We start from the raw sequence: 12,984 nt of genomic DNA, 5'->3' as shown, positions 1-12,984 counted from the left end.
CAGGCGACAGCTGTGCAGACTCGCGCCACGAGCAAGCTTCTCTGCAATTGCTATACGCATCGGCTAGTTGAGGCTTGACCCTCTGCGAAGACCAGGTCCATTGCGTCCTCTGATTGGTGTGCGTTCGAACAGATTCAAGTGTGTCGACTTTTACCTTGGTAAGGTCACCGGCATCGGGATCAGCCTTTATGTAACGCAATGTTCCCCGCTGCGCCTCAAGCGGTTTCACGTCGGACACCTGGATATCTACGCGAGTCGATGCTTCCTCGACGCAGCCGCAATCGCATGTCAGGTGATTGTCTGACGACCGAAAAGCGATCGTCTTATTGCAGACTCAAAACGAGTGGGATGGTCTTTGACATCGAACCTACGGTGGCACTTACCAGGATGGTTTGAGGTTCGGTCGGCTGGGTCGTTGTGTTGCTGCTGCTGCCACTGCATCCGGTTGTGCTTCCGATTCCGAGCATAATCAGGAGCACGAGAACCACCCCGCGTAGAGCCGAGCGGCGTCTGCGTATCGACCATAGCAGCCCAAGCGAAATGGGCATAAGGAGCAGCGTCCAGCGATTGACGCCCAACGGTAGGCCGGCGGGTATTGCGGCTGCGCGCGTTAACGTCAGAGCCGAAGTTGCAATGCCATTCGAAAGGATCTGCACAGTCTTCGGATTGAAGACACATGTCACATTAGCGGGCAGCCCGGTGCAGCTTAGGCTGACCATTCCTGAGAGGCCATACAGGGAAGTCATCTGTATCCCTACAGAAGATGAATGTCCCACGGGGACCGACAGCGAACCTGCTCCGATCGAGAGGGAAAGATCCGGAGCGGCGGAATAGACACCGACTGTAGCGATGGAGGACGAGGAGGTGTTGTAGTTGCCGTTGGCGATGTACTTCGCTTGAAGGGCGTGTGAGCCAAGCGCGAGGCTGGGCCAGGTGACGGTAGCGGTCCCCGTGTTGTCGACCGGAACCGTACTGAGTATCACTCCTTTGTCGAGGAAGTACACACTGCCAACGTTCAGGCGTGCGTTGTTTGCGGTGATCGTGGCGGTCAATACCGCGCCCGTTCCTGCAACGATGGAGGATGGAACCGAGAGCGTGGTGGTCGTGATGATGCCAAGGGGTGGCGTCGCGCTGACGGAGCTGTTTTCTTCCGGGTTGGAAACATCCGCTTCATAAAGGTGCGAAGCGCAGGTTGTTCTGGCCTGGTGGGATGCGGGATTATTTGTCGAGGCATCGATCCAGGTGGTGCTTCCGGCCATTGGGCCGTTCACGTGAACAAATTCGTCAAGGGGTAGATTCAATCCCGATGTGGAGAAAAGGTTCGCCGCTAACGTGGGATCGATCACCTGAATTCTTGGATCGTCTGATCCTCCGCCAGTCGTTGCACCCGCAAGGACGTAGTAGTCGATTGGAGTGGACGAGCGGTCATTACCGAAGTATTGTCCAATTCCCAGCAGCGCCGGATAGTACACGCTGGCGTACGGGGTGATTGTTCCCAGCCCTGCCATACTGGTGCCACTATTCTGCTGCGGATCCAGATAATACGCATTGCAGTAGTATTCGACCGGGATATCGCTGTTATACAGATAACCCATATCGGGGATGTTGTTGGCTGGTGTTGTGGAGTCTCCCCATACACCTCTCCAAGCATGAACGTAGTAGAAGCTGGGCATGAGCGCTAGGTAGAAGTTGCGCGATGCCGCCTGTGTCAGAGCTGCTACCGCGACGCTCTGTTGTACCTGGTTCGGCGCAAAGAAGGTGGTGTTGTTGGTATCCATCACCATAGGGCCAATGGTGGAGATACGGCCCCAATCGGAGACGATGCTGTCGGTCATGGTATCGAAGCCGACGCTCAGCTGACTCTGCATGCTGCCATTCGCAAGCTGGCCCACCGTCGTCGCAAATTTTGAGAACGAACTTGGAAGCACGGAACTGGTGGTGGATGAGGTAATTCCCCCGGCTCCGGATGCCATGCCAAGCACACCGCCAATCGCACTGGATGATCCACCAAATATTTTGGCCGCATCAGTGCCAAGCTGTGCGATTCCGGCGACTTCTCCAAGTCCAGGGATTGCAGAGGCGAGTGAGGCCACTCCACCAATCATGGAGACGATACTTTGCCAGCTTGTGGTGACCTTCGTGGTCGGCGGAACTGGCACCAGTTTGGAGCCGAGGATAGTCGAGGCCGCGCCGGTCAGCGCCAGGCCCACATTGGAATTGCCACCGGAGATGATGTCTTTCATGTTGGTGGAGCCGGTGATCATGTACTGCAGCGTGTCGGTCAAATCATGGATTTCTGTCGAGAGTTGCTGACGCATCGCAAGGAAATCGTTCTCAGTGAAAGAAACGGTTTCGTTGGCCAGCAGATTGACTGTGCAGGTGTTTCCGTTGACCGACGAGCATGGCAACACATACGGTCCAATGGGGTTGCCGCCGGGCCAGAGAATCACGTTTGGATCGTAATAGTGGTAATTGATGGAGGTGTTGAGTGAGCTTGGGAAAAAATAATGCAGATCGTCCAGATGGCTTCCCGTCAGGCTTGGTAGATAGACGTTTTTCAGCAGGACGTAACTGAAGTACTTATAGGCGCCAAGCTGACCGCTGATGGAGTCTGTGCCGGGAAGTTGTGTGGTGAGATTGGTGGAAGGCCAGTCGACTGGCTGTGCCATGGCGACTTCCGTCAGCTTGAATTCAGGACTGTTGATGCCGCCCTTCAGTGTGAAAGTGTCCGCTGTCTCCTGATTCGTTTGCTGTGGGAGAAATAGCCCATTGAGATTTCGTTGCAGAATGCCGTGAATCAAGCCAGTCTGTCCCTGGGCCGAGAGCACGGTGGTAGATTCAATGGCGCTGCCGTTCAAAGGACCGCCGGCTCCTTTAGAAGTGACGAATGTATAAGCGGATGCAGGGGAGAGCAGAGACTGTGTGAGCCGGGATGTTCCATTCAACGCATCGAGCGCTGCGGAGAACTTCGCGAAACCATTCATCGCCTGGTTGTAGCCCTGCCATCCGGCAACGTTCCACCAACTGTTGTTCGATCCACCGTAAGCGGCCTGGCCAACCGTCGTGAGGAAGGCAAGTTGCCATGCATTGATGCTGCCTAAGTCCGTTGCGAGTTGAGTATAGGCTGCATCGGAGGTTGCGGGATCGGAACTGCCCGTAGGATAAAACGTTCCACATTGAACCACGTACTGAACATGGCCGTCGGTTGAAGTACCAGTTTGTGCGCAGGCGTAAGGATATGTATTTAGGGAGTAGCGGGAGAGCGACAGCAACCAGTATCCGTTTGTACCTGCGGGCGGGGTGTAGGTGTAGCTGGTGATGTTCGGGTTGCCGCTTGGAAACTGTGTAGGAACGGAGACATTGATCGCACTTGTCTTACTGGGGGTGAGAAACCCCGGATCGTTCGGCGAAACCGTGTATTCCACTACCTCAGAGGATTGAAAGTTGTAATTTCCGTAAGCATCTTCCTGCACGGTTCCGTATGCGAAAGGCAACACTGCCTGGTTGCCTGGATCATGCGTGTAATAGCCTTCATAAGCGGAGCCCCTGGCCGCTCCGCCCGCACCAATCGCTAACATGCCTGCAGGATAGCCTGTAGTGCCAGGTTGTCCTGTCCAAGCAGAACCGCCGATTGGTGTGAAGTCCACGTTGGCATCGGCATCGTGTTGAAAGGTGGTTCCAGCTATCGCCAAATCGCTGCTGTCCAGTGTGCCAAGGTAGGTCTTGAGGGATACTGCATCGTTGAAACACTGCGGAGAAGACTGCGGGGCGTTTGTCTTTTCGGTGAGCGTCTGCCGGTCAAGAACGATGACAAGATAGCGACTGGAGGGTACACCTGATCCGCCACAGCCGGAGGGCTGCACGTTGGGGAAGTATTGGCTGCCAACAATGAGCCATGGATGCGCCGCATCGATGGCTCCATTCCAGCCGCCTGTGTACGCGGTGCGCATGGTGACCGTCGGTAAGAGTGCAGTTGCAGTAGCTGTTGCCGCTTGCGGAGCTTGCAGACCCGTTGCGGAGATGCCGGCACTATGCCCTGTGAGCACGACTGTGCTGCGGGTGTTCATAGCACCGTCGAAGCGCAGGCGTGCACTAACACCTCCTTCCGCAATGACTGCAAGTAAATTCTTCGTTGTGCGCAGGCCATCGTTGGCGGTCAGGGTGGCGTCTTCGCAGATGTTCTGGTTGCAACCTGAGCGCACAAAACGCTCCGCTACGTTCTTGCCATTCAGTACGAACCGGATCGCGTCGGATTGTGTGGATTTTGGCAGGCCCACGTGGATCGTTGCGGAGCCGTCCTGGTTCCATTGATTGGTCACTCGAGGGGAGTCGAGGGTGGTAGTTCTGCTCGACGATTGCGCGCGAAGCATGGGCACGCATGACGTGATCAGTGCTATCGCCAAGCAGGGGACTAAATCAATGGTGGCTGCTATACGAAAGTTCATTGGGATGCGTGAGCTCCTTGCCCGCGATATTAGGTATTGCGGGCGATGAAGAACATCCGTGTGGCTACACAGGAAGCAGTGTGGCACTACATACACTAACTATGTGGTTCCGCATGGTCAGCAGGACTCTGAAATGCGCGACGCATCACGCCGCGTCGTAGCGCGGAACACTTCGAGGGATCATGTTGATTGATGTACAGGACAGTCGTTCGCGGAACGGAAGGATTGCAGAGGAGCGCTGTCTTCAGCAAGTGAGATGACTGAGGAATGCTTCCAGCAACATGAGGTCGTTCTTCAGCACATAGCCGCACGCACCGGCCTCGCTGGCTGCAGTGCGTAACCCATCGTCATCATAGTCGGTCACGATGACAATGCGTGCCGTCGGATGAAACTGAAGCACCTGGCGTGTCGCCACGAGACCATCCATGCGCGACATCTTCACATCCATCAACACAACATCCGGGTGATGTTCTTCGTACGCCTGCAAGGCATCGGATCCATCTGCCCGCTCAGCTATTTCGTCCGCCACGTCTGAGATCGCGAGACGAATCAGCCTGCGGACGGCGGGGTTGTCTTCCACTATCAGAACCTTCATGGTGCTGTGTGTGCCTGCCTTCCGCACATTGTCGATGCAAGTGAACCCATGCCGTATCAGAATCCAATTCGCTACATGCGCGATGTATGTGGAAGTGCCGAATGTCCCGTGTGGTTCCACACGGATGTGCGTTCCTTCGGAACTATGGGTGCGACTGTAGTCCACGGATGATATCTGCCAGACAGGGCTGAGCAATTCAGAGCAGGCGCTCCTGCAAGACGGCTCTGTGATGCAACGCAAATCGCGCTAGCGCGTTTGCGCCTTCTACTTCGAGCTTGCGGCACATATTGGTGCGATGATTTTCAACCGTGCGGTAATGGATACTGAGTGCGTCGCCGATCTCTTTGCTCGACAGGCCGTCTGCAATCAAGCGCAAAATCTTTCTTTCGGTTGGCGTGAGGAGTTTGAGGCTTGAAGGGACGTCTCTCCTTTGAGAGGCCTGAGTGAGAAGCACGGCTGCCATTGTGGAACCGATATACGTTCTACCTGCGTGGACCGCGTGGATGGCAGCGCACACTTCGTCAGTCTCACTTCCTTTGAGAAGATAACCCTGACCGCCACTTTCCATGGCGGCGCGCATCAGGTCTTCATCCGCATGAAACGTCATAAAGATGATGCGCGTGGGCAGCTTCTTCTGCAAGGCCTCACGAGCGACTGCTAATCCATTCATTCCTGGCATGTCGATATCGAGGACTGCCACGGACGGGTTGAGTGCTTCCATTTGACGCAGCGCTTCATTTCCGTCAGCGGCTTCGGCGATGACCTGTAGTCTTTCATCGTCTTCGAGCGCAGCCCTCAGGCCACGACGAACAACAGGGTGATCGTCGGCTAGAAGAATCTGGATGATCTCACTCATGATGAGTGGCTCTCGCAATGGGTAGCAGGATCGTCACCAGAGTACCAATGCCTGCATCACTTTCCACCTGCATGGATCCGCTGAGGAGGGTCACGCGTTCGCGCATGCCGCTGATTCCGAACCCTCCCTCTCCCGGCTCGGGCGTACGCGGCTTTTCGGGCATCCCACGGCCATCGTCCTGGATGCTGATTGTTACCTGATGATCGCTGCGGAGAATCTTCACTTCGGCTGTGGTTGCCATGGAATGCTTGAGGACATTGTTCAGGCCTTCCTGCACGATTCGATAGAGATGGATGTGGAGATCTTCCGCGAATGCATCATCGATATTTGCCAGATCGTTCGAGAGCTGTATGTCGGAGGCTTTCGCAGCGGTTGTGCAGAGCGCCCGTATGGCGCGGGTCAGACCAAGACGATCCAGTTGAAAGGGACGCAATGCGTACGAGATGGAGCGCGTTTCTTCGATGGCTGCGGAAGCTTCTCCGCTGATCTCTTCCATCGTTGCGCGTTTTTCCTCCTCCGTACGGACCTTTCCCTTGGAACGCAGGAGAAAGAGTGCGAGGTTATGGATGATGATCAATCTCTGACCGAGACTGTCGTGAAGTTCCGCTGCAATTCTCCTGCGTTCACTTTCCTGCGAAGCGATCAGTTGTCCTGAGAAATTCTGGAGTCGCATCTGTGCCTGCTTTAGCTGTTTAACGCGTCGGCGCCAGGCAGAGGTGAGGAGCGACAAAACGAGAAAGAGAGCGGTAGAGAGAAACCATGGGCGACGGTAGAAGATAGGCACGACTACAAGCTTTAATTCGGCGGTGTTCAAGCTGGATACGCCATCACTGTTGCGAGCGAGGACTTGAAATGTATAGCGGCCCGGGGGAAGGTGTGTGTAATACGCTATGCGCCGAAAGCCGACTTCCTGCCAGTCCTTATCCACACCGTTCAATTTGTAACGGAAGGTGATTTGTTCGGGCTTGGTGAGGCTTAGCGCCGTGTATGCAATTTCGACGCTTGTCTGTGCTGGTTTGAGCGTGATGGTCTTTGCCGGGTGTTGCAGCTGGCCATCGATGCGTGTGTCTTCCACCACCACCCGAGGTGGGGAGCTGATCACCGAGACCTTTTGAGGATCGATTATGGCGATCCCAACCTGCGTTGGGAACCAGAGCCTTCCTTCCTCATCTTTTGCACCCGCAGGCCATAATCCGCCGTTGCACTCGACGCTCACCATGCCGTCGGCACGGCCGTAGGCAACGTAGGTGATCATGGTCTCCTTGCCATCGGCCACTCCGGCAAGCTGCGCGCGGTCAACGCGGTAGATTCCGCGATTCGAACTGATCCAGAACCGACTTCTGGCATCTTCCAATATCTGGAAGGCCCCGTTATCGAACAGACCTTTACGCTTGTTGAAGATGATCCACTTGCCGTTGCGGAACCAGCCTATGCCGCCATCGTATGTCCCAACCCAGATGAATCCCAAAAAGTCTTCCAGAATGCTGCGGATGTTGTCGCTGGGAAGTCCATCCTTCTCTGTCCAGCGAGTGATCTGCGTTCCGTGGAGGCGCGTGAGTCCACCGTATCCACCAATCCAGAGATCGCCTTTGCGGTCTGTCAGGATGACACGAACGTCGTTGGTGGTGAGACCATCCTTTACAGTTAGTTGGTGGTTGACATGATCCCTTGTTACGGTCAGTCCATCGCCAGTTCCGAAGAGCATGGCTCCGTCAGGGGCCTGATGGATCACCTGTGCTGCTGACTGGCCCTGCAGATCAATAGCGGGATTGGTGACACGTCCGTTCACCAACGTACGAATCCCACCGTGGGTACCAATCCACAGGACGCCAGCTTGATCTTCAAACAATGAAGTGACCAGGCCCGGGATGCCCTGAGCGGTGCTGAAGGTATGCACGACTACACCGTCGCGAATTTCGGAGACGCCGTCTGGCCAACTGCCTGCCCATATCTCTCCAGAGCGCGCATGCAGCACAGGATAGGTATTGTCGCTGGCGAGTCCCTGGGCCTTGGAAAGCACTTTGCTCTGTTGGCGCTGGATCCGATAGAGGCCCTGGCCCTCAGTGCCGACCCAAATGTTGTCTTCATCGTCTGCCTGGATGGCTGTGAGCTGAAGGAGATGATCGACGCCGTCGATTGGCAAGTGTATCCGCCGTTCAAAACGAGGAGGAATGATCTCAACTCGCCAGTCCTCAGTTTTGGACAGACCGTGCAGGGCAAAGCTTTGAGCTTCACGCGTCAAGCGGCCCGGCTTATCGCTAAGCCGAGCCAGTCGACCGTCGCTTGTTCCGACCCATCCAGCGTCCTGCGCATTCACCACGACGCCGGTGATCCGGGTGGCATCCGCGCCTCGCGGCATCATGAAATTCAGGAGGCGGCCTCGGTTGAAACAAATGAGACGACGGTCACGCTGCGCCCAGAACCCTGTCCCATACCAGCGAAGGGAATGGAACTGGAGGTCGTTCGTACTGAAGTCTGCGCGTTCGAACTGTTCTGTCGACCTATTCCATTCCGCTACGTGGGTGTCGGAAAGAACCCATACGCGACCATGATCCGCGGTGACAGCATTTACGGAATGGGGTAAAACGCCGTGACTTTCGCCCACAGGAGAAAACTGTCCGCTATGGACGCGGATGATATTGTGGTCTTCACTTACCAACCAGAGTTCATCACCGGGACCGGGAACCATGGCCATGAAGCGGCTGGAAGTTATCCCGGGCGTATTGCTCTTGTCGTAGACCTGAAAGCGTACTCCGTCAAAGCGAGCCAGACCGTTGAGCGTAGCGACCCAGAGATAACCATCGGGTGTCTGCACCATACCGCGCACGCTGCTTTGCGGTAAACCGGACTCAGCGGTCCACTGTGTGAACCGATATTGAGCTTGAGTGCTGCTCGGCAGGAGCACCACAAGACACCACAGGATATAGCTGCCTACCCACGAGTTCGCAGAAGGATTTGCAACCATACACTTTGTCGATTCGCTAAGAGTCAGCCTGCCGGTAAGGCTCTAAAAGAGAACTTTATCAGCGAGAACTAGCTGCCGGTGTCGCAACTGTCAGCCACCTGACGCAGGTCTTACTTCATGACAGCGCGAATCGCGAACTGCGAGAAGGCCTCGGTAGCTTCGTCGTCGGAGATGGCGACCTCTTTCAGCTTGTAGCAGTACTTGCCTATGGCGTAGCTCCTGGCCATGCCGAAGATGATGTGGAACACCGCGGCGGGGTTCATTGGCTGCAGCGCTCCCTCTTCCTGTCGTCGCTTGAAGTAGGCGATGACCTCTTTTTGCAGTGCCTTGGGGAGGTGGCATGCTCGGTCCGCCTCCTTGTGATACCCCTCAAGGATTGCGAAGAGAACGAGTCGCTGCATCACAGGATGGCCTCGGTAGGCCCCGATGACATATGCGACGAGGGCGCGGATCAAGTCGGCGTCGGAGTTTGCCGCCATGCAGGCACGGATCTCGTCATGCCAATCCGGGCGGCGGGAGCGCTCCACGTAATCGTCAATCACCGCGTGATAGAGCGACTCCTTGTTCTCGAAGTGCCTGAAGATAAGCGATTCCGTGACGCCTGCCGCGGCTGCGACCTGCTTCGTTGTGGTGCCATGGAAGCCACGTTCCGCGAACAGCGTCCTGGCAGCTTCAATGAGGCTCGTGCGACGTTCAGCGTTCTTCATAGGCCACGGAATTCCAGCAAAACATAAGCGTTGGATAGGAAGCAAGCCATAGCAAGGCGTTCCATTCGTGCGGTAAGTGATTACTCACTCTTTTTCGTTCTGTCACGGTCCGGTAACGCTCCATTGATTCTCCGCGGCTAGATTCCGCTTCATGCGCAAACTTCTGATTCCCTTGGTCTGCCTCTTCGTGCATCCCGCTCTTTGTAGCGCCCAGTTCGATACTGGATCGGTTCTGGGGACGGCAATTGACCCCAGTGGCGCCTATATCCCGGATGCTCATGTCACAATCCGCGAAGTAAACAAGGGTATCGTCTTCACTACGACGACGACATCCAGCGGCGAGTTTACATTCCCCTCCGTGCCCCTCGGCCGGTATGAGCTGAGCGCTGACAAGTCCGGCTTCGGCAAGTTCTCAGCCAGCGCGTTTGAGCTGACCATTGGCGCACGCCAGCGTGTGGATGTTCGCCTCGCGCCCGGCGAGGTGCAGACTGCCGTGACGGTGACCGCAGAAGCCGCGCAGTTGCAGACCGACACCTCGGACCGCGGACAAACCATCAACACCGAAGAGATTCGCGAACTGCCGTTGAACGGCCGTGCGTACTCCGAACTTGTGTTCCTCAGCACCGGCGTCGTTCGCTCCCCCAGCTCGTATGGCAGCAGCAGTTCGCTGAGGGAAGGATCGTTCAACGTAAACGGCCTGCGCAGCACCGCCAATAACTTCCTTCTCGACGGCATCGATAACAACTACTTCGGCACATCGAACCAGGGCCTCTCTAACCAGGTCGTACAGCCTCCGCCAGACGCCATCGCAGAGTTCCGCGCCGTGACGAACAATGCCAGTGCCGAGTTTGGCCGCGCCGGTGGCGCCACTGTCAACGCCAGCCTGCGCAGCGGCACCAATGCCTTCCACGGCAGCGTGTGGGAGTACTTCCGCAACACATCGTTAAATGCCGCGGGCTACTTCAAGTCTGCGGCTGGTAAGCCGCGCCTCAACCGCAACCAGTTCGGCGGCACCTTCGGTGGACCTATCTGGCGCGACGAGAGCTTCTTCTTTGCAGACTACGAAGGCTATCGCGAGGTCAGTTCGTCCGTCGCGTTTGCTTCGCTGCCCACGGTAGCGCAGCGTCTCGGTCAGCTTGGCATCCCGGTGAAGAATCCGTTCACCGGCGTGGTCTATGCCAACGGCGTTATCCCTGCCGCTGATATTATCCGCTTCGCCAGCGGTGCACTTGCCACGTTGCCCACACCCACGAGCGCCGGCATCTCAAACAACTTCACCACGCTTTATCGCATTCAGGATTTCCGCAACAAGGGCGACGTCAAGATCGACCATTACTTCTCCAGCAACGTGCGTGTCTTTGGCCGGTACAGTCAGAGCGCATTCAATGTCTTCGATCCCGGCATCATCCCCGGCGTTGCGGGAGGTAACGGAAACGGTTCGCAGATCGTGCCCATCCGCTCCATCGCAGGTGGTCTGACGTGGACCATCAACGCAAACAACCTGCTCGAAGTCCGCATGGGCTATTCGCACTCTGACGCAGGTAAGGCACCCCCACTGGCCGGTGGCCCCAGCATGCAGACCTTGTTCGGCATCGGCGGCCTGCCCACGGATCCGCTATATACCGGCGGCATCTCGTCGGAGACACTGCTTGGCTTCAGCGCGCTTGGCCGCCAGGCGACCAGTCCACAGTTTCAGCACCCCACGCTGTATGACCCCAAGGTGAACTACACCCGCGTGCTCGGCCGCCAGACATTGAAGGCTGGCCTGGAATACCAGTGGCTCGGTGTAGAGACGCTGGACGTGAATCCGATCCTCGGACGTGACGTCTACTCCGGTCTGTTCTCCGCACCGGCGGGCGCCTCACTCACCACGACCAACCAGGCGCTCTACAGCCTCGCAGACTTCCTGTTCGGCGCTCGCAGCCAGTACCAGCTTGTCAATCCGGGTCTCGTGCATCATCGCCAGCAGTCGGGCTTTGCCTACGTGCAGGACGACTGGAAGGTGACCCCTGCCGTAACGCTGAACCTTGGTCTGCGCTATGAACTGGTGACGCCCTTCTATGAGCGTGACAACCTGCTCTCGAACTACAACCCACCGACCAACTCCATCATCCTGGCGAAAAGCGGTTCCATCTATGACCGCGGCCTGGTACACATGGACACCAACAACCTGGCCCCGCGAGTTGGTATCGCGTGGCAGCCACGCACTGGCACGGTAGTGCATGCTGGCTATGGCGACACCTACAGCAACTTCAACCGCACCGGCACCAGCTATCTGGCGTATAACGGCCCGCGCTTTGTGCTGGCGACCGTGACGCAGTCGAGCCCAACGTCGCCCACCTTCCGCAACACGCAGGCGGGTTATCCCGATGGCTTCGCTTCCTCCGCCAATTTCGATCCGCGCAGCAGCACGGTGCAGTACATCCCGGCAGACTCACCTTCGGTGCATGTCGGCAGCTATTACGCTTCCGTCCAGCAACAGTTGCCATCGCAGTGGATGCTGGATCTGGCCTATGTCGGCAATAACTCGGGCAATCTGATCATCATCAACGACATCAATCAGGCCCGCCCTAATGCCGTGGGTGAGAACACCAATGTGGAACTGCGTCGTCCCAACCAGGCGTACAGCTCTATCGCTGCCACGCTGCCGTATGGCTACGGCAACTACAACAGCCTGCAGGCGCGTGTGCAGAAGAGTTCGGCCAACGGCCTCTTCTTCCTGAACAGCTTCACGTGGTCCAAGGCAATGGATGTGGCGTCACAAGCCTTTGATAACAACAACGGCAACAACACCGCGGTGCAGGATGTGAATAATGTCGCAGCCGACTACGGTATCTCCAACGTTGATCGGCCTGTTAACAACGTGACCAGCATTGTCTATCAACTACCCTTTGGTCCTGGCCGTCGCTTTCTGGGAAACACTCGCGGTATGGTTGGTGGCCTTGTGGGCGGATGGGAAGCCAATACCATCATCAACGCACGCTCCGGGGAGCCGGTAACACTGACCTACACGCCGAACGCGCAGCAGCAGGTGGTACCTGTCATCAGCGTGCTGGGACGCAATGCGTCGCGGCCCAACGTTCTGGGTAACCCGGTCAATACAGGTGCAGCACGCACGCCGCTCACGTACCTGAATGCCGCGAACGTATCCGTACCGCAGTACTATGCACCCTTCGGCAACGCCCGCCGGAACAGCTTCCGTGGCTATGCGTATTACCAGACGGATCTGGGTGTTTCTAAGCGAATTCCGATTCATGAGGGCATTCAGGGACAGTTCCGCGCGGAAGCGTTTAATCTGTTCAACCATTCCAACTTCACCGCGCCGGACGGTAATATCTCCAACACAACGTTTGGCCGCATCTCTTCCACTTACCCGCAACGTCAGCTGCAGTTTGCGCTGAAGGTGTCTTTCTAAG

Annotated in this window: 6 protein-coding genes; 1 reads left to right on the top strand and 5 read right to left on the bottom strand. The window is 56.7% G+C overall.

Features of this window, described 5'->3' with window-relative positions; all coding sequences use genetic code 11:
- Window positions 1-323 precede the first annotated feature (323 nt).
- The 5 genes from BLW03_RS04290 to BLW03_RS04270 all read right to left on the bottom strand — a co-directional run bounded on the left by BLW03_RS04290 (window position 324) and on the right by BLW03_RS04270 (window position 9,568).
- Complete coding sequence (locus tag BLW03_RS04290) at window positions 324-4,319, bottom strand: Ig-like domain-containing protein (RefSeq protein ID WP_074652503.1); 3,996 nt, start codon at window positions 4,317-4,319, stop codon at window positions 324-326.
- A 370-nt stretch (window positions 4,320-4,689) separates the two neighbouring features.
- Window positions 4,690-5,040, bottom strand: coding sequence for a response regulator (locus BLW03_RS20305; RefSeq protein WP_139285088.1), 351 nt, complete (start codon window positions 5,038-5,040; stop codon window positions 4,690-4,692).
- A gap of 196 nt (window positions 5,041-5,236) precedes the next feature.
- Window positions 5,237-5,896, bottom strand: coding sequence for a response regulator (locus BLW03_RS04280; protein WP_074652501.1), 660 nt, complete (start codon window positions 5,894-5,896; stop codon window positions 5,237-5,239).
- The gene (locus tag BLW03_RS04275) at window positions 5,889-8,861 is read right to left on the bottom strand and encodes a ligand-binding sensor domain-containing protein (RefSeq protein WP_083350314.1); all 2,973 of its coding nucleotides are present in this window, start codon (window positions 8,859-8,861) and stop codon (window positions 5,889-5,891) included. Before BLW03_RS04275 ends, BLW03_RS04280 begins: the two co-directional genes overlap by 8 nt.
- Window positions 8,862-8,971: 110 nt before the next feature.
- Complete coding sequence (locus BLW03_RS04270) at window positions 8,972-9,568, bottom strand: TetR/AcrR family transcriptional regulator (protein WP_074652499.1); 597 nt, start codon at window positions 9,566-9,568, stop codon at window positions 8,972-8,974.
- A 151-nt stretch (window positions 9,569-9,719) separates the two neighbouring features.
- Here BLW03_RS04270 and BLW03_RS04265 point away from each other — a divergent pair, with 151 nt between their 5' ends.
- Entirely contained in the window at window positions 9,720-12,983 is a 3,264-nt protein-coding gene (locus tag BLW03_RS04265) for a TonB-dependent receptor (RefSeq protein WP_074652498.1), read from the top strand.
- The last annotated feature ends 1 nt before the right edge of the window (window position 12,984 follow it).

The organism is Terriglobus roseus (assembly GCF_900105625.1).
Taxonomy (GTDB): Bacteria; Acidobacteriota; Terriglobia; order Terriglobales; family Acidobacteriaceae; genus Terriglobus; species Terriglobus roseus_B.
This window is presented reverse-complemented; position numbering and strand designations above follow the sequence as displayed.

Bases quoted from the DNA above. Each gene is read 5' to 3' on its own strand.
- BLW03_RS20305 (WP_139285088.1), bottom strand. From the start codon at position 5,040: ATGAAGGTTCTGATAGTGGAAGACAACCCCGCCGTCCGCAGGCTGATT.
- BLW03_RS04280 (WP_074652501.1), bottom strand. From the start codon at position 5,896: ATGAGTGAGATCATCCAGATTCTTCTAGCCGACGATCACCCTGTTGTT.
- BLW03_RS04275 (WP_083350314.1), bottom strand. From the start codon at position 8,861: ATGGTTGCAAATCCTTCTGCGAACTCGTGGGTAGGCAGCTATATCCTG.
- BLW03_RS04270 (WP_074652499.1), bottom strand. From the start codon at position 9,568: ATGAAGAACGCTGAACGTCGCACGAGCCTCATTGAAGCTGCCAGGACG.
- BLW03_RS04265 (WP_074652498.1), top strand. From the start codon at position 9,720: ATGCGCAAACTTCTGATTCCCTTGGTCTGCCTCTTCGTGCATCCCGCT.